The following is a 20,323-nucleotide window of genomic DNA, read 5'->3' on the forward strand; positions in this document are numbered from 1 at the left end:
AGATAACCGCATACACCTGCAACACAAACGGATTCGCAAACATGGCGGAAATTCGTAACTACACGATGAACTTCGGTCCTCAGCACCCGGCTGCGCACGGTGTGCTGCGCCTCGTGCTGGAGTTGGACGGTGAAGTCGTACAGCGCGCCGATCCCCATATCGGCCTGCTGCACCGTGCCACCGAGAAGCTGGCCGAGCAGAAGACCTGGATTCAGTCGGTGCCCTACATGGACCGGCTTGATTACGTTTCCACCATGTGTAACGAACATGCCTACTGCATGGCGGTGGAAAAGCTCTTGGGCGTCGAAGTGCCTGAGCGGGGCCAGTACATCCGGGTGATGTTCGACGAAGTGACCCGTATCCTCAACCACTTGTTGTGGATCGGCTGTCACGGCTTGGACGTGGGCGCCATGGCCATGGCCCTGTACTGCTTCCGCGAGCGTGAAGATCTGATGGACTGCTACGAAGCGGTTTCGGGTGCGCGTTTGCATGCGGCCTACTACCGCCCGGGAGGCGTTTATCGCGATTTGCCGGACGCCATGCCCCAGTACCAGGAATCCCGTTGGAAGAAGCCGGACGAGGTGAAGCGCCTCAATGAGGCCCGTTCTGGCTCCCTGCTCGACTTCCTTGACGATTTCACGCAGCGTTTTCCCAAGATTCTCGACGAATACCACACGCTGCTTACCGACAACCGGATCTGGAAGCAACGCCTGGTAGACGTGGGTATCGTTTCGCCCGAGCGGGCCCTGCAACTCGGTTTCACCGGCGCCATGCTGCGTGGTTCGGGCATCGCTTGGGATGTGCGTAAGAAACAGCCCTACGAAGTCTATGACCGCCTGGATTTCGATATCCCTGTTGGCAAAAACGGCGATTCCTACGACCGCTATTTGGTGCGCATGGAGGAAATGGCCCAGTCGAACCGGATCATTCGCCAGTGCATCGATTGGCTGCGCAAGAATCCCGGTCCGGTCATCTCTGATAACCATAAGGTTGCCCCCCCGTCACGGGAAGGGATGAAGTCGAACATGGAAGAGCTGATCCACCACTTCAAGCTCTTTACTGAAGGGATGCACGTTCCGGAAGGCGAAGCCTATGCGGCCATCGAGCATCCCAAGGGCGAGTTCGGTATCTACTTCATCTCCGACGGCGCCAACAAGCCGTACCGCATGAAGATCCGCGCCCCTGGTTTTGCCCACCTGGCAGCCATGGACGAAATGGCCCGAGGCCACATGATCGCCGACGTGGTGACGATCATCGGCACCCAAGACATCGTGTTTGGTGAGATTGACCGCTGATGCTTTCCCAAGACTCCCTCACCCAGATCGACCGCGAGGTCGCCAAGTATCCGGCGGATCAGAAACAATCCGCCGTGATGGCCGCCCTGGCCATTGCCCAAGCTGAAAAGGGCTGGCTGGCTCCGGAAACGATCGAGTTCGTCGCCAACTACCTGGAAATGCCGCCGATCGCGGCCATGGAAGTGGCGACTTTCTACAACATGTACGACCTCAAGCCGGTCGGCAAGTACAAGCTCACGGTGTGCACCAACCTGCCGTGTGCCTTGTCTGGCGGCTATCATGCGGCGGACTACCTGAAGCAGAAGCTCGGTGTGGATTTCAACGAAACCACCGCCGACGGCAAGTTCACCCTGAAAGAGGGCGAATGCATGGGCGCCTGCGGGGACGCTCCGGTGATGCTGGTGAATAACCGCTCGATGTGCAGCCACATGCTGCCTGAGCAGATCGACAAACTCTTGTCGGAGCTCGAATAATGGCCATCCTGGGTGCAATTTCTCCCACCATGACCGCCGGCTGGTCGCCGGTGTCGGAACGTTTTGCCGACGACAAGGGCTGGCGGCTCGCGGATTACGTGGCCCGTGGCGGTTATTCCGCGTTGAAGAAAATCCTGGCCGAAAAGGCACCTCAGGATCAGGTCATCAACGAAGTGAAGAAATCGGTGCTGCGCGGCCGTGGCGGTGCAGGCTTTCCTACCGGCTTGAAGTGGAGCTTCATGCCCCGCTCCTTCCCCGGCGACAAGTACGTAGTCTGCAACTCGGACGAAGGCGAGCCTGGCACCTTCAAGGACCGGGATATCCTGCGTCTCGACCCCCACTCTGTGATTGAGGGCATGGCCATCGCCGCGTATGCCATGGGCGCTACCCGTGGCTACAACTACATCCACGGCGAAGTCTGGGAAGTGTACAAGCGCTTCGAGGAAGCCCTGGCTGAAGCCCGGGCTGCCGGTCTGATCGGCCAAAACATCCAGGGCTCCGGCTTCAACTTTGAACTGTTCGCCCACCACGGCTACGGCGCCTACATTTGCGGCGAAGAAACCGCTCTGCTCGAATCGATCGAGGGTAAGAAGGGCCAGCCCCGGTTCAAACCACCGTTCCCAGCCTCCTTCGGTCTGTACGGTAAGCCGACCACCATCAACAACACCGAAACCTTTGCCTCCATCCCGTTCATCATGCGCATGGGCGGTGAGCAGTTCCTTGGCCTGGGCAAAGAGAACAACGGCGGCACCAAGCTGTTCTCGGTGTCCGGCCACGTCCAGCGTCCCGGCAACTACGAGATCCCGCTCGGCACCTCCTTTGCCGAGTTGCTTGAAATGTGCGGCGGCATGCGCGAAGGGCGCAAGCTCAAGGCAGTGATTCCAGGCGGTTCGTCCTCTCCGGTTCTGCCGGCAAGCATCATGATGGACTGCACCATGGACTACGACTCGATTTCCAAAGCGGGGTCGATGCTCGGTTCCGGCGCGGTGATCGTCATGGACGAGACCACCTGCATGGTCAAAGCCCTGGAGCGCCTCTCTTACTTCTATTACGAAGAGTCCTGTGGCCAATGCACCCCCTGCCGTGAAGGTACCGGCTGGTTGTACAAGGTGGTGCATCGCATCGAAAACGGTCAGGGCCGCATCGAGGATCTGGACCTGCTCAACAGCGTCACCGCCAACATTATGGGTCGCACCATCTGTGCCCTGGGCGATGCTGCATCGATGCCGGTGCAGAGCTTCATCAAGCATTTCCGGGACGAATTCCTCCACCACATCGAGCACAAGACCTGCGTCGTGCCCAAGGATGTGCAGTGGGCGGGCAGCGGCTTCCACCGCAATCCGGGCTGAAAGCGCCCAGCCCCGTAGTACCCCGCGAACTCAGGTAGGGATCAGGTAGGAATAAGGTAGCGACATGCTAGAAATCGAAATCGACGGCAAGAAGGTAGAAGTACCCGACGGCAGCACGATCATGGATGCGGCTCATCAGGTAGGGGCCTACATTCCCCACTTCTGCTATCACAAGAAGCTGTCCATTGCCGCCAACTGCCGGATGTGTCTGGTGCAGGTGGAAAAGGCGCCCAAGCCCCTGCCGGCCTGCGCCACCCCGGTTACCAACGGCATGAAGGTGTTCACCCACTCCGACCTGGCGGTCAAGGCCCAGAAGGGGGTGATGGAGTTCCTGCTCATCAACCACCCGCTGGATTGCCCGATCTGCGACCAGGGCGGCGAGTGTCAGTTGCAGGATTTGTCGGTGGGCTACGGCGGCGTGAAGAGCCGCTACACCGAGGAAAAGCGGGTGGTGTTCCACAAGAACGTGGGCCCCCTGATCTCCATGGAGGAGATGTCCCGCTGCATCCACTGCACCCGCTGCGTGCGCTTCGGCCAGGAAATTGCCGGGGTGATGGAACTGGGCATGGCCAACCGGACCATGTATTCCGAGATCACCGCCTTCGTCGGGAAGACCGTCGATTCCGAACTGTCGGGCAACATGATCGACCTCTGCCCGGTCGGCGCGCTGACCTCCAAGCCGTTCCGTTACGCTGCCCGCACCTGGGAGTTGCAGCGCCGTAAGTCGGTGTCGCCCCACGATTCGGTTGGTGCCAACCTGCAGATTCAGGTCAAGAACAATGCGGTGATGCGCGTCCTTCCCCGTGAGAACGAGGAAGTGAACGAGTGTTGGATCTCCGACAAGGATCGTTTCTCCTACGAAGCCCTCAATTCCTCCGAGCGCCTCATCAAACCGATGGTGAAGCAGGGTGGCGAATGGAAGGAAGTGGACTGGAACGTGGCGCTCGACTATGTCGCACACGGCCTCAAGGACATCGCCCGTAATGCAGGTGGCGATGCCCTGGGCTTCCTGGTGTCGCCCCATGCCACCCTGGAAGAATTGGCCCTGGCGCGCAAGCTGGCCGATGGCCTGGGTTGCGGCAATATCGATTTTCGCCTGCGCCAGAACGATTTCTCCGCTGATGGCAAGGAAGCCGGCACCCCCTGGCTGGGCATGAAGCTGGCCGAACTGAACGAACTGGACGGGGCGCTGGTGGTCGGTAGCTTCCTGCGCAAGGATCACCCCCTGATCGCCCAGCGCCTCCGCCAGGCTGCCAAGCAGGGCACCCAGGTGTCCGTGCTGCACGTCGCCGGCGACGACAATCTGATCAAGCTGGCTGCGCAGCGCGTGGTGGCACCCTCCGACCTGGTCGCCGCTCTGGCTGCCGTGGTCAAGGCTGCCGCTGAAGCCAAGGGTATTGCCGTTCCTGCCGGCCTGGACGGCGTGGCGGTGTGCGATGGCGCCAAGGCTCTTGCCGCCACGCTGCTTGAGGGCGAGAAAAAAGCAATCTTCCTCGGCAACACGGCTCGCCAGCATCCCCAGGCCGTGCAACTGCAACTGCTGGCGCTGGAACTGGGCAAGCTCACCGGCGCCACCGTCGGTGTGCTCGGCGAAGCGGCCAACAGCGTCGGCGGCTATATCGCCGGCGCGAAGGCCAAACAGCTCAATGCCCGTCAGATGCTCGAACAGCCCCGTCAAGGCTATGTGCTGATCGGTGCCGAGCCCGAATACGATTTTGCCGATGCGCAGCGTACTCTGGCTGCCCTCAAGCAGGCCAAGCTGGTGGTCTTCATGTCTGCTTTCCAGCACGGTCCGGCCCTGCAGTACGCCGACGCCATGCTGCCGATCGCACCCTACACTGAAACCTCCGGCACCTTCGTCAATACCGAGGGTCGCGTGCAGAGCTTCAACGGCGTCGTGCGCCCCCTGGGCGATGCTCGTCCGGCCTGGAAGGTGCTGCGCGTGCTGGGCAACGTCCTGACTCTCCCGGGGTTCGACTACGAATCCTCCGAAGCGGTGCGCGATGAGGTGCTGGGCGGCGTGGCTGAGTTTGTTGCCGCCGACAAGCTCTCCAATGCCCTCAATGGCGTCGCCTTGGAGTTGTCTGCTGGCGAGAAACCTGCGCTGCAGCGGATCGCCGATGTACCCATCCACTTTGCCGACCCGATTGCCCGGCGTGCTCCGGCTCTGCAACAGACGGTCGACGGCAAGGTTCCGGCCGCTCGTGCTGCCGCGGCGACCCTGGCCAGTTTGGGCGTTGCCGCAGGGGATTCGGTAAAGGTCAAACAGGGTGACGGCGTGGCTGTCCTCGTGGCCCAGGCCGACGAAACCGTGCCCGTTGGTTGCTTGCGGGTGGCCGCGGCTCACCCCGCCACTGCCGGCCTGGGTAACCTGTGCGGTGCCATTTCCGTGGAGCGTGCGTAATGGAAGCGCTGACTCAATTCTTGCAAGGCGTGTTCGGCGCCAGCTTCCCCGGCGTCTGGGCGTTGCTCAAGATCGTCGTGATCCTGGTTCCGCTGATGCTCTGCGTGGCCTATCTGACTTACGCCGAGCGCAAGGTGATCGGTTTCATGCACGTGCGGATCGGCCCGAACCGGGTCGGTCCCCTCGGCTTGATCCAGCCGCTGGCGGATGCCGGCAAGCTGCTGCTCAAGGAAATCATCATCCCCTCCGGCGCGAACAAGACCCTGTTCCTGCTGGCGCCGATGCTTTCGATCATGCCGGCATTGGCGGCGTGGGCGGTGATTCCCTTTGTCGATGGCACCGTGCTGGCCAATATCGACGCGGGCCTGCTCTACGTGATGGCGATCACGTCCCTCGGTGTGTACGGCATCATCCTGGCCGGTTGGGCCTCCAACTCGAAGTACGCCTTCCTCGGCGCCCTACGTTCCGCGGCCCAGATGGTGTCCTACGAAATTGCCATGGGCTTTGCCCTGGTCACCGTGCTGCTGGTATCCCAGAGCCTCAACCTGACCGATATCGTCAAGGTTCAGGAAAAGGGCGTGTTCGCCGACATGGGGCTTGGTTTCCTCTCCTGGAACTGGCTGCCGCTGCTGCCGATGTTCGTGGTGTACATGATCGCCGGCGTGGCTGAGACCAACCGGGCTCCGTTTGACGTGGCCGAAGGTGAATCGGAAATCGTTGCCGGCTTCCACGTCGAATACTCGGGCATGGCCTTCGCGGTGTTCTTCCTTGCCGAATACGCCAACATGATCCTGGTGTCGGCCTTGACCGCCATCATGTTCCTCGGTGGCTGGCTGTCGCCGGTGGCCTTCCTGCCGGATGGCTTCTTCTGGCTGGCGGTAAAGATTGCGTTCATCCTGCTGTTCTTCCTGTGGTTCCGGGCGACGTTCCCCCGCTATCGCTACGACCAGATCATGCGTCTTGGCTGGAAGGTGTTCATTCCGCTGACGATTATCTGGCTGGTGGTGGTGTCGGGTTGGATGGTCTCTCCCTGGAACATCTGGAAGTAAGGAGTTGGCCATGGGTGCCATGAAAGAAGTGTTCAACAGCCTGCTCCTCAAGGAGTTGCTGAAAGGCTTGGCGGTCACCGGGCGGTATTTCTTCGCCCGCAAGATCACCGTCCAGTATCCGGAAGAGAAGACTCCCCAGAGCTTCCGCTTCCGCGGCCTCCACGCCCTGCGGCGCTACCCCAACGGGGAAGAGCGTTGCATCGCCTGCAAGCTGTGTGAGGCGGTGTGCCCGGCGATGGCGATCACCATCGAGTCCGATCAACGGGATGACGGTACGCGCCGCACCACCCGTTACGACATCGACCTGACCAAGTGCATTTTCTGCGGCTTCTGCGAAGAGGCCTGCCCGGTCGATGCCATCGTCGAAACCCGCGTCTTCGAGTACCACGGCGAAAAGCGCGGCGATCTCTATTACACCAAGCAGATGCTGCTCGCCAATGGCGACCGCTACGAGGCCCAGATCGCGAAGGATCGCGAGATGGATGCCCAGTATCGCTGACCGGGACGACTCGTATGGAATTCAAGACCTTCGTCTTCTACCTGTTCTCCACGATCCTCGTGCTCGCGGGGCTGCGTGTGATCACTGCCCGTAACCCGGTGCATGCCGCCCTGTTCCTCGTCCTTGCCTTCTTCACCGCCTCGGGCGTGTGGATGTTGCTGCAGGCCGAATTCCTCGCCATTTCCCTGGTGCTGGTCTATGTCGGCGCGGTGATGGTGCTGTTCCTGTTTGTGGTGATGATGCTCGACGTCAACCTCGAGAAGCTCAAGAAAGGCTTCTGGAGCTACCTGCCTCTTGGCGCCCTGGTCGGCCTGTTGATGATGGCCGAGATGGGCGTGGTTCTCGGCGGCCAGTATATGGGCGTGATGGATGCACCGCTGCCGCAAGGCGTCGCTGCCGTCTCCAACACCAAGGAGCTGGGCCGGGTCATCTACACCGACTACGTCTATCCGTTCGAGATCGCTGCCGTGATCCTACTGGTGGCGATTGTGGCGGCGATTGCGCTGACCCACCGCGGCCTGAAGAAGACCAAGTACGCCGATCCTGCCAAGCAGGTCCGGGTCAAGGCTTCCGATCGCCTGCGTGTGCTGCAGATGCCGGCCGAAAAGTCCGAATAAAGCAGTACCTGAATTGCTAGCCGGCGTCCCTGGGACGCCGGTTCCAAGAAAGAACACTCCGGGTCGGCGCAGGCGCGTCGTTCCGGTCGTAAGAAGGACGAAGGGAGTCACCTTGCTCACGCTTGCCCATTTCCTGATCCTCGGCGCGATCCTGTTTGCCATCGCCGTCGTGGGCATCTTCCTCAACCGGAAGAACCTGCTGGTTCTGCTCATGGCCATCGAGCTCATGCTGCTGGCGGTGAATACCAACTTCATCGCCTTCTCCCATTACCTGCAGGATCTCTCCGGTCAGGTCTTCGTCTTCTTCATCCTCACAGTGGCCGCTGCCGAGTCCGCTATCGGTCTGGCGATCCTGGTGGTGCTCTTCCGTAACCTCTCCACCATCGATGTGGAAGAGCTCGACAGCCTCAAGGGTTAAGCGCAAATGGACAAGATGAGTCTTTATCTCACGATTCCCCTCGCTCCGTTGGCGGGGGCCATCATTGCCGGCTTGTTCTGCCGCATCATCCCGCGCACCCTGGCCCACCTGGCGACCATCGCCGGCGTGGCTGTGGCTTTCGTCTGCTCCGTACTGGTCTTCCAGGACGTGATGGCCGGCAATACCTTCAATGGCACGGTCTACACCTGGCTGACCACCGATTCGATCAACATCCAGGTCGGCTTCCTGATCGACAGTCTGACCGCGACGATGATGCTGGTGGTGACCTTCGTCTCCCTGATGGTGCACCTCTACACCATCGGTTACATGCGTGACGATCCGGGTTACAGCCGCTTCTTCTCCTATATCTCGCTCTTCACCTTCTCCATGCTGATGCTGGTGATGAGCAATAACTTCATGCAGTTGTTCTTCGGCTGGGAAGCCGTGGGCCTGGTGTCGTATTTGCTGATCGGTTTCTGGTACACCCGCCCCACCGCCATCTTCGCCAACATGAAGGCCTTCCTGGTGAACCGGGTTGGCGACTTCGGCTTCATCCTCGGCATCGGCCTGATCCTGGCCCACTTCGGCAGCCTCAACTACGCCGACGTGTTTGCCAAGGCTCCCGAACTGGCAGGCAAGACCATCAACATCTGGGGGTCTGCCGACTGGTCGCTGATGACCGTGGCCTGCATTTGCCTATTTATTGGCGCCATGGGCAAGTCGGCCCAGGTTCCCCTGCACGTCTGGCTGCCCGATTCCATGGAAGGCCCGACCCCGATCTCCGCGCTGATCCACGCGGCGACCATGGTGACCGCCGGCATCTTCATGGTGGCGCGCATGTCACCCCTGTTCGAGCTGTCTACCACGGCCCTGTCCTTCGTCCTGGTCATTGGTGCCACCACCGCCCTGTTCATGGGCTTCCTGGGCATCATCCAGAACGACATCAAGCGCGTGGTGGCCTACTCGACCCTGTCCCAACTCGGCTACATGACCGTGGCCTTGGGTGCCTCTGCCTACTCGGTGGCGATCTTCCACCTGATGACCCATGCTTTCTTCAAGGCCCTGCTGTTCCTGGCCGCGGGCTCGGTCATCATCGGTATGCACCACGATCAGGACATCCGCAACATGGGCGGCCTGCGTAAGTACATGCCGATCACCTGGCTCACCAGCCTGATCGGTTCCCTGGCCCTGATCGGTACTCCGTTCTTCTCTGGTTTCTATTCCAAGGACTCGATCATCGAGGCGGTGGCTCTGTCCGACATTCCGGGCTCCGGTTACGCCTACTTCGCCGTCCTGGCCGGTGTGTTCGTCACCGCCTTCTACTCCTTCCGCATGTACTTCCTGGTGTTCCACGGGGAAGAGCGGTTCGGCAAGGCTAACCACGACCACCACCATGAGCACGAAGGCGATCACGACGACGAGGAGGTCGCCCACGATCATCACCACGGCCTGGCTCCTGGACAGAAGCCGCATGAGTCTCCCTGGGTGGTGACCGTGCCCCTGATCGCCCTGGCTATTCCTTCCCTGGTGATCGGCTACATCGGCATCGAGCCGATGCTGTTCGGCGACTATTTCAAGGGTGTCATCCACGTCAATGCTGAAGCCCACCCGGTGATGGAGCATCTGGCTCACCACTTCCACGGTGCCGTGGCCATGGGCCTGCACGCCGTGACTACTCCGGTGTTCTGGCTGGCGCTTTCCGGCGTGGTGGTCTCCTGGTTCTTCTACATGAAGCGCCCGGACATTCCTGCCGCGATTCATGCTCGCTTTAAGGGCATCAACACGGTGCTGGAAAACAAGTACTACTTCGACAAGATCAACGAGACGGTATTTGCCGGCGGCTCCCGCCTGTTGGGCAAGGTCCTGTGGAAAGCGGGCGACCAGGCCATCATCGACGGCGTGCTGGTGAATGGCACTGCCCGGGTCGTGGGCTGGATTGCCTCCTTGGTACGCCTGTTCCAGTCCGGGTTCATCTACCAGTACGCCTTCACCATGATCATCGGGGTGTTCGTGCTGCTGACCCTCTGGATCAAACTCGCCTAAGACCGAATGCACGAATAAGACTGGGAACAATATGTCTGGCCACCTGCTCTCCCTTGCCATCTGGGTTCCGATTTTTGCCGGTTTCTTGGTACTGGCGTTCGGTTCCGACAAGAACGCGCCCGTTGCCCGGGCCCTGTCTCTTGCCGGCGCCGTCCTCGGCCTCCTGGTAACCCTGCCTCTTTTCACCGGTTTCGACCGTGCCAGCGCCGACATGCAATTCGTCGAACTGGCAACCTGGATTCCGCGCTTCAATATCAATTACCACCTGGGGGTGGACGGCATCTCCATGCTGTTTGTCATCCTCAACGCCTTCATCACCGTGATGGTGGTGCTGGCCGGCTGGCAGGTGGTAGAGAAGAAGGTCGCCCAGTACAACGCCGCCTTCCTGATCATGTCCGGTTTGCTCAACGGCATCTTCTCCTCTCTGGACGGAGTGCTGTTCTACGTCTTCTTTGAAGCGTCCCTGATTCCCCTGTACCTGATCATCGGTGTCTGGGGCGGCCCGAACCGGGTGTACGCGGCGATCAAGTTCTTCCTCTATACGCTGCTCGGCTCGCTGCTGTTCCTGCTGGCGCTGCTCTATCTGTTCGTCCAGTCCGGTGGCAGCTTCGAGATCCTTGATTGGCACGATCTGCCCCTGGGCCTCTCCACGCAAATCTGGTTGTTCCTGGCTTTCTTGGTGGCCTTCGCGGTTAAGGTGCCGATGTGGCCGGTGCATACCTGGCTGCCCGATGCCCACGTCGAAGCCCCTACTGGCGGTTCCGTGGTGCTGGCGGCCATCGCTCTGAAGCTTGGCGCCTACGGTTTCCTGCGGTTCTCTCTGCCGATCGCTCCGGACGCCGCCCATGAACTGACCGGCGTGATGATTGCGCTGTCCCTGATCGCCGTGATCTACATCGGTTTCGTCGCCCTGGTTCAGCAGGATATGAAGAAACTGGTGGCCTACTCGTCGATTTCACACATGGGCTTCGTCACCCTGGGCTTCTTCCTCTTCAATTCCATGGGTATCGAAGGCGCCCTGGTGCAGATGATCTCTCACGGTTTCGTCTCCGGCGCCATGTTCCTGTGTATCGGTGTCCTTTACGACCGCATGCACTCCCGCCAGATCGCCGACTACGGTGGTGTGGTCAATACCATGCCCAAGTTCGCTGCTTTCTTCATGCTGTTCGCCATGGCCAACTCGGGTCTCCCCGCCACCTCCGGTTTCGTCGGTGAGTTCATGGTGATCCTGGCGGCAGTCAAAGTGAATTTCTGGGTTGGGTTTGCCGCCGCCACCACTATGATCGTCGGTGCGGCTTACACCCTGTGGATGTACAAGCGCGTCGTCTTCGGCGACGTGGCAAACTCCCACGTGGCTGAACTGACCGATATCAACCTCCGCGAATTCTTCATTCTCGGGGTACTGGCACTGTGTGTTCTGGGCATGGGTCTCTACCCGCTGCCCTTTACCGAGGTGATGCACGCCTCGGTGGCCGACCTGCTCAAGCACGTGGCCGAAAGCAAGATCCAATAAGGGGCTTCAGAAGATGAATTTCAACGTGACTGACCTGGTCCCGGCTGCCGCCGAGATCTGGATGCTGGCCATGGCTTGCGTGGTGCTGGTGGCCGACGTTTTCGTCAAGGGCCAGGCCCGTACCGCCACGTTTGCCCTGACTTTGGTAACCCTGCTCGGGGCGGCGCTGCTGACCTTCCTCACCGCCGACGGCGAAATCACCTACGCATTCACCGGCACCTTCGTCGGTGACTTGATGGGCAGCCTGCTCAAGCTGATGCTGTACCTGACCGTGATCATGGTGCTGTTCTATTCCCGCGGCTACATCCAGGCCCGCGGCCCCCTGGGGCGTGGCGAGTTCTACGTGCTCGTGCTGTTCGCCACCCTGGGCATGATGATCATGATCTCGTCCAACCATTTCCTGACCCTGTACCTGGGCCTGGAAATGCTGTCCCTGTCGCTCTATGCGCTGGTGGCGTTGAATCGGGATTCGGCAGTGTCCACCGAGGCGGCGATGAAGTACTTCGTCCTTGGTGCCCTGGCTTCCGGTGTGCTGCTCTACGGCATGTCGATGATTTATGGCGCTACCGGCAGCCTCGATATCACCCGGGTGGCCGAAGCCATCTACCTGAAGTCTGCCAATACCACCGTGCTGGTGTTCGGTTTGGTCTTCCTGGTCTCTGGCCTGGCCTTCAAACTCGGTGTGGTGCCGTTCCACATGTGGATCCCCGATGTCTACCAAGGCGCGCCCACCGCGGTGACCCTGTTCATCGGTTCCGCACCGAAGCTGGCGGCCTTCGCCATGACCATGCGCCTGCTGGTCAACGGCCTGCTGCCCCTGGCCCAGGACTGGCAGACGATGCTGATCATCATGTCGGTGTTGTCCATGGCCATCGGTAACCTGGCGGCTATTGCCCAGACCAACATCAAGCGCATGCTGGCTTACTCCACCATCTCGCACATGGGCTTCATGCTGCTGGGCGTGGTGGCCGGTGTGGTCGGCGGCGATGCCCGCTACGCGCTCAACGCCTACAGCTCGGCCATGTTCTACGTGGTCTCCTACGTGCTGATGAGCCTGGGCGGCTTCGGCATGATCATCCTGCTCTCCCGTGCCGGGTTCGAGGCCGAGAAGCTGGAAGACTTCAAGGGCCTCAACAAGCGCAGCCCCTGGTTCGCCGGCGTGATGCTGATGGTGATGTTTTCGATGGCCGGTATCCCGTTCTTCGTCGGCTTCTTCGCCAAGTTCTCGGTGCTGCAGGCCGTGGTTGCCGCCGGCTACTACTGGCTGGCCATCGTCGCCGTGGCCTTCTCCCTGATTGGCGCCTTCTACTACCTGCGCGTCGTCAAGGTGATGTACTTCGACGAGCCTGCCGACACCGCTCCGCTGGAGGCAGGTGGCGACATCCGCGTGCTGCTGTCGGTCAATGGCCTGGCAGTGGCTTTGCTGGGGATCTTCCCCCAGACCCTGATGTCGTTGTGTGCCTTTGCCCTGCTGCGTTCCCTGTAACGCAAGCATAGTGCGGCACTAACGAAAAAGGCTCCTGCGGGAGCCTTTTTCGTTATCCAGGTGGGCGCTGTGCTTGTGGCGCGTTTTATCATGGCAGCTCTGCCCGTGCGACTTTTCCGAATCCACTCCCCTATGTCTTCCCCATTGTCCGATCCCCACCTGACCGAAACCACCCTAGACAGCGAGCAGGTTTTTCTTGGCAAGCTGTTGCATGTGCGCCGCGATCGCGTCCGTCTGCCCAATGGCGGCGAAGCCGTACGCGAGTATGTGCGCCACCCCGGTGCGGTGGTGATCATTCCCGTATTGCCCAATGGCCGCCTGATCTTCGAACGCCAGTTCCGCTACCCGGTCGGTAAGGTGTTCCTCGAATTACCGGCGGGCAAGATTGACGCGGGCGAGGACATCCGCCTGACGGCGGAGCGGGAGCTTCATGAGGAAACGGGCTACATCGCGGCCCGCTGGCGCCACCTGGGGGTGATGCACCCCTGTATCGGCTATGCCGACGAGCGGATCGAAATCTTTCTTGCCGAAGGTCTGGAGGAACACCACACCGGCCAGCGCCTTGATGAGGAAGAGTTCCTCGACCTGCTCGAGTTGAGTCTGGAAGAGGCCGTGGAGGCCGTGCGCCAGGGAGAAATCACCGATGCCAAGACGATCACGGCACTTTTTTGGGCAGAAAAGGCACTGACTGCCGGCTGGTAGCCCTGTCCCGCGCTGGTCGTGGGGGCGGGCAATCCTCCCCACTCAGTCCTGGGGAGCGTCGGCGGCGAGATCGTGGACGACGATGCGGTTGCGCCCCGACTGCTTCGCCAGGTACATGCGCCGGTCGGCAATCTCGATCAGCTGCTCCCACTGGGACGCCTTGTCGTGGATGCGTTCGGCAATGCCGACGCTGGCCGTCAGCAGGGTACCGTCGGGGCGCCGCCCCAAACCCTGGCCGGTGAGTCGCTCCAAGGCTGCCTGGGCATCGGGTAGACGGGTATTGGGCATGATCAGGAGGAACTCTTCACCACCCCAGCGGGTGAGGATGTCGCCGCTGCGCAGGGATTCGTTGATCGCCTTCGAGGCGCGGCGTAGCGCCCGGTCACCCTCGTCGTGGCCGTAGCGGTCGTTGATGCTCTTGAAGTTGTCCAGGTCGATGAAGGCCACCGACAGCGGCGTCTCGGCCCGGTTGGCCACGCTGCCGTAGAGTTCCAGGATCTCTTCGGCGCTGCGCCGTGAGTGCACGCCGGTGAGCGGATCGCGGATGGCCTGGCGTACCAGGGCCACCATGAACGCGAGCTGGCTCATTCCCGCCAGGTTGGCAACCCCGGCGATCAGCGCCATCAACCAGAAGGCGCCGGCGAAGGAGGGCCAGTTGAGCTGCCCCCAGGACAGGATCTGCGCCAGCACCTGGGAAAGCAGCATCGGGGCGATGAAGGCCAGGTTTTCCAGGAAGGTCAGGGGAAAGATTGCCAGCCCGGCCAGCAGCACAAACGGCAGGAAGGCGTAGCCGGCGCCGATGGCTGCCGACATGCCGGTCAGGTCGAAGGAGGTCAGTACCTGGTGCGACACCACGTAGAAAACCGTGGGAATGGCGAACAGCAAGGCCATCGCCCGATAGGCGTTGAGCAGGTTGCCGGAGGGCTTGTAACAGATCACCAGGGCGGCGAAGGCTCCCGCCGCCACTAGGCGCATCCCGGCGAGAAAGAACCACAGCGGGAAGGGAAAGACCACGTAGTCCACGATGCTCCACAGCGGGGTGAGCACGGCGAACAGGAAGGCGAACAGACGCACCCGGTTCACGACGACCATGGCCCGGCGCCGTGCCAGCAAGGGGGACTGCTGGTGCGGCGAAATCAGCCAGAGGACTTCGTTGGCATCGAGCTCGCCGGGCATGAGCCCGGTGAGACGGTGCCAGATGATGTGGGCGAGACGGTTCATGAGGCCAAACGGGACTTTCTGAAAAAATTCGGATTTACAGCGAGTTAGAGTGAGATTTTAGGGGCTTCCTCAAGCATGCGCTTGATCAGGCGCAAGCTCCTGAGACTCTTTTCGCGTCCACCGATCCAGATACAGGTAAACCACCGGGGTCAGGTACAGGGTCAGGAATTGGGACAACACCAGGCCGCCCACCACCGCCAGGCCCAGAGGGCGGCGCACTTCGGCCCCGGCGCCGATGCCCAGGGCGATCGGCAGGGTGCCCACCAGGGCCGCCATGGTGGTCATCATGATCGGCCGGAAGCGGGTCAGGCAGGCTTCGAAAATGGCCTCCGCAGCGGCCAGCCCGGCGTGGCGCTGCTTCTCCAGGGCGAAGTCGATCATCATGATGGCGTTCTTCTTGACGATGCCAACCAGCATGATCACGCCGACGAAGGCATAGAGGCTCAGGTCCACCTTGAAGATCATCAGCGTCAGCAGCGCTCCTAGGCCCGCCGAGGGCAAGCCGGAGAGGATGGTCAGGGGGTGGATGAAGCTCTCGTAGAGAATCCCCAGGACGATATAGACCACTACCACGGCGATCAGCAGCAGCACGCCCAATCCCTGGAGGGAGGCCTGGAAGGCCTGAGCGGTGCCCTGCAGGCTGGTGGTCAGGGAAACCGGCGGACGCAGTTCAGCCTCCAGGGCCTTGATGCGGTCCACCGCCTCGCCCAGGGAGGTGCCCGGCAACAGGTTGAAGGAAATGGTCACCGAGGGGAGCTGGGCCTGGTGGTTCACCGTCAGTGCCTGGGTCTTGCGTGTGACCCGGGCCACCGTATCCAGGGGGACCAGCCGGCCGCTGGCGGCGCGCACGTAGAGGCGCGACAGGGTGTTGGGGTCGGCCTGGAACTGGGGGGAAAGCTCCAGGATCACCTGGTACTGGTTGGTGGAGCCGTAGATGGTGGACACCTGGCGGGCCGAGAAGGCGCTCTGCAGGGCGTCCTCAACCTGGGCAAAGGTCAGTCCGAGGGACGACAGCTTGTCCCGATCCACGTCCAGGGCCATGACCGGGCTCTGGTTGTTGAGGTTGCTGGTGACATCGATGAAGCCCGGCAGCTTGCGGATACGGCCGAGCAGGGTGTCGGTCCACTGGTACAGCTCGCCCAGGTCGGTGTCCTGCAGGGTGTACTGGTACTGGGCCGATGTCACCTGGCCGCCGATGCGGATCGACGGCGGGTTCTGCAGATAGACCTTGATGCCCGGCACCACCGCCAGTTTTGGGCGCAGTTCCTGGATGATCTCGTCGGCGCTCAGGCGGCGCTCATGGGCGTCCTTGAGACGGATGAAGATGGTGCCCGTATTGGTGGTGGGACGGGCTCCGCCTGCTCCCACGGTGGAGTTGAACACCGCCACGTTGGGATCTTCGGCCAGAATGGCGGCTACTGCCCGCTGGCGCTCGGCCATGGCCTGGAACGAGGCGTCCTGGCCGCCCTCGGTGAAGGCGATGATCTGGCCGGTATCGCTGCTCGGCAGAAAATCCTTGGGGATGGACACAAACAGGCCGGCAGTTAGGGCCAGGGTCAGGAAGAAGCTGGCGATGACCCAGCCGCGCCGGGCCAGGGCCCAGGTCAGGGACGCCCGGTAACCGGCCAGCAAGGCGTCGAAAAAGCGCTCGAACGCCTGGTAGACCCGGTTATGCGGCGTTGCTTCGCCGGGGGCATGGCCTTTCAGGTAGCGGCTGCACAGCATCGGCGTCAGGGTCAGGGAGACGAAACCCGATACCAGGATTGCGGCACAGATGGTCACGGCGAATTCATGCAGCAACCGGCCGACGATGCCGCCCATGAACAGCACCGGAATAAACACGGCGATCAACGAGATGGTCATCGAGATGATGGTGAAGCCGATCTCCCGGGCCCCCTTGATCGCTGCCTGAAAGGGCCGTTCGCCGGCTTCGACGTGGCGGACGATGTTCTCCAGCATGACGATGGCGTCATCCACGACGAAGCCCACCGCCAGAGTCAGGGCCAGCAGCGACAGGTTGTCCAGGCTGTAGCCGAGCAGCTGCATCACCGCGAAGGTGCCGATCACCGAAATCGGCAGGGCCAGACTAGGAATCACCGTGGCCGAGAGGTTGCGCAAGAAGAGCAGGATCACCAGGATCACCAGCACCCCGGCCAGCACCAGGGTGAACTGCACGTCATCGATGGACTCGCGGATCGATACGCTGCGGTCGAACAGCACGGTCATCTCGATGGATGCCGGCAGCTTGGCCTGGAAGGCGGGCAGAGTGGCCTTGATGGCGTCCACCGTGGCGATGGTGTTGGCGCCGGGCTGGCGCTGGATGGCCAGCATGATCGAGCGCTGGTGGCTGGAGCCGTCGAAGAACCAGCTGGCGATCTTGGCGTTCTCGACGCTGTCGATCGGCGTCGCCACGTCTTCCAGGCGCACCGGCGCACCGTTGCGGTAGGCCACGATCAGGGGGCGGTAGGCGTTGGCGTTTTCCAGCTGGCCGTTGGTCTTGAGGGCGAAGCTCTGTTGGGCCCCGTCGATGGAGCCGACCGGCTGCTTGACGTTGCCGCCGCGGATGGCCTGCTGCAACTCATCCAGGCCCACGCCCCGGGCGGCCAGCTGGTCCGGATCGGCCTGGACGCGCACGGCGAACTTCTGGGAGCCATAGACCTGCACCTGGGCGACCCCAGGCAGGGTGGACAGACGCTGGGCGAGCAGGGTCTCGGCATACTCGTTCACCGTCGGCAGGGGCAGGGTGCGCGAGCGCATCGAGATGTAGAAGATCGGCGAATCCGCCGGGTTCACCTTGCGGAACGAGGGCGGCGTCGGCATGTCCGGCGGCAGCTTGCGTTGCGCGGCGGCAATGGACGACTGCACGTCCTGGGCGGCGGCATCGATGTCCCGCTCCAGGGAAAACTGCAGGGTGATGGTGGTGGAGCCCTGGGCGCTGGTGGACGTCATCGAGTCCAGGCCGGCGATGGTCGAGAACTGGGCCTCCAGGGGCGTGGCCACCGAGGCCGCCATGGTTTCCGGCGAGGCCCCGGGCAGGGAGGCGGTGACCGAGATGGTCGGGAAGTCCACGCTCGGCAGTTCGGAAACGGGCAGGGCGCGGTAGGCCAGCAGGCCGAAGACGAGCAGCGCTGCCATCAGCAGCGTGGTCATCACCGGGCGGCGGATGCAAAGCTCGGGCAGTTGCACGGTGAAGACTCCTCAGCGGCCGGTGGCGGGCACGGCCGGCGCTTCGCCCTTGGCGCCGCCGCCGGCGACCGCCGGCGTTGCGACTGGGGCGGCCTCCGCGGCCTCCATGCCGTTTGCGGCATTCGTGGGCTTGGCGGCCGGCTTGACCTGGATGCGCGCCCCCGGGGTCAGGCGCAGCTGGCCGTCGGTGACCACCGTCTCGTTGCCTTGCAGGCCCTGGCCGATCACCGCCAGGCCCGCCTGGGTGGTGATGCCCGCCAGCTTGCGCAATTCCACCGTGTCGTTGGGGCCGACGACAAAAACGTAGGCGCCGTTGGGCCCCTGCTGGACCGCCTCGCTGGGGATCACCACCGCGTTCTTTTCGGTTCCCAGCACCAGGCTGACGTTGACGAACTGGCCGGGCATCAGCCGGCTCTCGTCATTGCTCACGGTGGCCTTCATCTGCACCGTGCCGGTGGTGTTGTCCACTGCGTTGTCGATGAAGCGGGCCTGGCCGGCGAAGTGCGGCGCGTTCGGGCCGGGCAGGGAAATGTCCACCGCCAGGGGGCCGTGGGCGAGGGCGTCCTTGACGCGCAGCAACTGGCTTTCCGGCACGGCAAAGCTGACGTACAGGGGCTTCACCCGGTTGACCACCGCCAGCACCGTGTCGTTGGTCTTCACCCCGGCGCCGGGGAACACCAGTTTGGCGCCGACCACACCGCCGAAGGGGGCGCGGATCTCGGTGTAGGCCAGCTGCAGGCGGGCGAGTTCGGCGGCTGCCCGGTCGGCGCGTACCGTGGCGGCCATAGCTTGGGCGGTGCTGCGCACCTCCGCCACTTTTTCTTCCGAAACAAAGCCCTTGGCCTTCAACGCCACATAGCGTTCCACATCGGCTTCGGCCTTGGCCAGCTGGGCCTGGTCCCGGGCTTGGGCCGCCTCGGCCTGGGCCAGGCGGGCCTGGTAGTCGGCCGGGTCGAGGCGCACCAGCAGGTCGCCGGTCTTGACCGTCTGTCCTTCGGTAAACGGCACCGCCAGCACCTGGCCATCGACCCGGGCGCGCAGGGATACGGTTTCAAAGGCTTCGCCGCGGCCGACCACCTCGAGGCGGCGGGGCATGTCGCGGATCTGGGCGGTGGCCACGGTGACGGGCACCGGCGGCATCGGCTTGGCTGCCGTGCTCTTGGCGGCATCCGGACGCTGGCTGACCCATACGCCCACGGCGGCCACCGCCACTACGGCTGCCGTGGCAGTTCCTACGCGCAATGCTTTTGTTGTTTTCATGCCGGTATTCGGTCTGAGAGGGGTCGATAAAGCCGGGGCAGTCGCGGGCTGCCCCACAAGACAGCGCCACCCGAAGGTGGCGCGAGACCCTTATTTTCCCTGAACGGGCCGGGTTTGGGGGGAAGAATCGGTTGGGAATCGGGCGTTTTTTCAAGGCATTGGCCGGGTTTTTCGCCCATATGCTTATCAAAAAACCATCGTTCGATGGATCGGTGCCGCCGCCTACACTTTGCCTCGTGAAATTCCCCCATTCCGCCATGACCCCCAGCGATCCGGCCGATGCGGCCTTTTTAGGGCACGGCGCTGCCCGGGCGACCGAGGACGGCAGTGCCGTGCCGGTGCTACCGACCCTGCAACGCAACGCCCTGCGCAAGCTGCTCGACCGGCCCGACTTCACCCCTGCCGAGGTGGCCGCGTTGGGCTTTCGCCGTCTGCAATTGACCCGGGGCCTGGGGCGCAAGGGGCTGGACAACGTCTTGGCCTGGCTGCGCCATCACGGCCATGACCTGGAACCCCTGCCGACCCGCTGCGCCGATGGGGTGCGACGCAACCAGCGCATCGAGCGGGCCATCCACCTGCTCGAATCCCAGGGCTTCGTGGTGCTGCCCTGTTCCCCGTCGGCGGGCAGCGAGACTGGCGGCACCGGTCCGGCCGAGTCCTGAAACGAAGGGAGGAAGAGTGAAAATTCGTTTATATCTAAATTGAATTTGTTTTTAGGTATTCAGTATTTCAGTTCATAAGCAAGCCTCCCTAGACTCCTTGCCAATGACCTTTTAATGGGATTGGAGTCCGTCATGTTGCAACGTAT

At 62.2% G+C, this 20,323-nt stretch carries 16 protein-coding genes; 13 read left to right on the forward strand and 3 right to left on the reverse strand.

The window, feature by feature from the left end:
• The first annotated feature begins 41 nt into the window (after positions 1-41).
• The 12 genes from OTERR_RS05590 to OTERR_RS05645 all read left to right on the forward strand — a co-directional run bounded on the left by OTERR_RS05590 (position 42) and on the right by OTERR_RS05645 (position 13,848).
• Entirely contained in the window at positions 42-1,295 is a 1,254-nt protein-coding gene (locus OTERR_RS05590; RefSeq protein WP_054622415.1) for an NADH-quinone oxidoreductase subunit D, read from the forward strand.
• Positions 1,295-1,768, forward strand: coding sequence for an NADH-quinone oxidoreductase subunit NuoE (gene nuoE, locus OTERR_RS05595; RefSeq protein ID WP_054622416.1), 474 nt, complete (start codon positions 1,295-1,297; stop codon positions 1,766-1,768). Before OTERR_RS05590 ends, nuoE begins: the two co-directional genes overlap by 1 nt.
• Positions 1,769-1,797: 29 nt before the next feature.
• Positions 1,798-3,117 carry an NADH-quinone oxidoreductase subunit NuoF gene (gene nuoF / locus OTERR_RS05600; RefSeq protein ID WP_054622536.1) on the forward strand — a complete coding sequence of 440 codons (1,320 nt, stop codon included), beginning with the start codon at positions 1,798-1,800 and terminating at the stop codon, positions 3,115-3,117.
• Between the two features lie 64 nt (positions 3,118-3,181).
• Positions 3,182-5,521, forward strand: coding sequence for an NADH-quinone oxidoreductase subunit NuoG (gene nuoG / locus OTERR_RS05605; protein ID WP_149425101.1), 2,340 nt, complete (start codon positions 3,182-3,184; stop codon positions 5,519-5,521).
• A complete protein-coding gene (gene nuoH / locus OTERR_RS05610; protein ID WP_054622418.1) occupies positions 5,521-6,570 on the forward strand; it encodes an NADH-quinone oxidoreductase subunit NuoH in 1,050 nt (349 codons plus the stop codon). The genes nuoG and nuoH overlap by 1 nt, the downstream gene beginning before the upstream one ends.
• 10 nt (positions 6,571-6,580) lie before the next feature.
• Positions 6,581-7,069 carry an NADH-quinone oxidoreductase subunit NuoI gene (gene nuoI, locus OTERR_RS05615; RefSeq protein ID WP_054622419.1) on the forward strand — a complete coding sequence of 163 codons (489 nt, stop codon included), beginning with the start codon at positions 6,581-6,583 and terminating at the stop codon, positions 7,067-7,069.
• Between the two features lie 14 nt (positions 7,070-7,083).
• Complete coding sequence (locus OTERR_RS05620; RefSeq protein WP_054622420.1) at positions 7,084-7,686, forward strand: NADH-quinone oxidoreductase subunit J; 603 nt, start codon at positions 7,084-7,086, stop codon at positions 7,684-7,686.
• 112 nt (positions 7,687-7,798) lie between these two features.
• A complete protein-coding gene (gene nuoK, locus OTERR_RS05625) occupies positions 7,799-8,104 on the forward strand; it encodes an NADH-quinone oxidoreductase subunit NuoK (protein ID WP_054622421.1) in 306 nt (101 codons plus the stop codon).
• Positions 8,105-8,110: 6 nt separating this feature from the next.
• Complete coding sequence (nuoL, locus tag OTERR_RS05630; protein WP_149425102.1) at positions 8,111-10,147, forward strand: NADH-quinone oxidoreductase subunit L; 2,037 nt, start codon at positions 8,111-8,113, stop codon at positions 10,145-10,147.
• 31 nt (positions 10,148-10,178) lie between these two features.
• On the forward strand, positions 10,179-11,660 hold the full coding sequence (locus OTERR_RS05635) for an NADH-quinone oxidoreductase subunit M (protein ID WP_054622423.1): 1,482 nt from the start codon (positions 10,179-10,181) through the stop codon (positions 11,658-11,660).
• Between the two features lie 13 nt (positions 11,661-11,673).
• A complete protein-coding gene (gene nuoN, locus OTERR_RS05640) occupies positions 11,674-13,146 on the forward strand; it encodes an NADH-quinone oxidoreductase subunit NuoN (protein ID WP_054622424.1) in 1,473 nt (490 codons plus the stop codon).
• Positions 13,147-13,278: 132 nt separating this feature from the next.
• The gene (locus OTERR_RS05645) at positions 13,279-13,848 is read left to right on the forward strand and encodes an NUDIX domain-containing protein (protein WP_054622425.1); all 570 of its coding nucleotides are present in this window, start codon (positions 13,279-13,281) and stop codon (positions 13,846-13,848) included.
• Between the two features lie 42 nt (positions 13,849-13,890).
• Here the strand turns inward: OTERR_RS05645 and OTERR_RS05650 are convergent, their stop codons facing one another.
• From OTERR_RS05650 to OTERR_RS05660, 3 genes are all read right to left on the reverse strand, one after another.
• Positions 13,891-15,069, reverse strand: coding sequence for a GGDEF domain-containing protein (locus tag OTERR_RS05650; protein ID WP_149425103.1), 1,179 nt, complete (start codon positions 15,067-15,069; stop codon positions 13,891-13,893).
• A 69-nt stretch (positions 15,070-15,138) separates the two neighbouring features.
• Positions 15,139-18,255 carry an efflux RND transporter permease subunit gene (locus tag OTERR_RS05655; protein WP_149425104.1) on the reverse strand — a complete coding sequence of 1,039 codons (3,117 nt, stop codon included), beginning with the start codon at positions 18,253-18,255 and terminating at the stop codon, positions 15,139-15,141.
• Between the two features lie 12 nt (positions 18,256-18,267).
• Positions 18,268-19,515 (reverse strand): efflux RND transporter periplasmic adaptor subunit, encoded by a 1,248-nt coding sequence (locus OTERR_RS05660; protein ID WP_246154354.1) that lies wholly within the window; start codon positions 19,513-19,515, stop codon positions 18,268-18,270.
• A gap of 257 nt (positions 19,516-19,772) precedes the next feature.
• Here OTERR_RS05660 and OTERR_RS05665 point away from each other — a divergent pair, with 257 nt between their 5' ends.
• Complete coding sequence (locus tag OTERR_RS05665) at positions 19,773-20,177, forward strand: hypothetical protein (protein WP_149425105.1); 405 nt, start codon at positions 19,773-19,775, stop codon at positions 20,175-20,177.
• Positions 20,178-20,323: the final 146 nt, after the last annotated feature.

The organism is Oryzomicrobium terrae, assembly GCF_008274805.1.
Lineage (GTDB): Bacteria > Pseudomonadota > Gammaproteobacteria > Burkholderiales > Rhodocyclaceae > Oryzomicrobium > Oryzomicrobium terrae.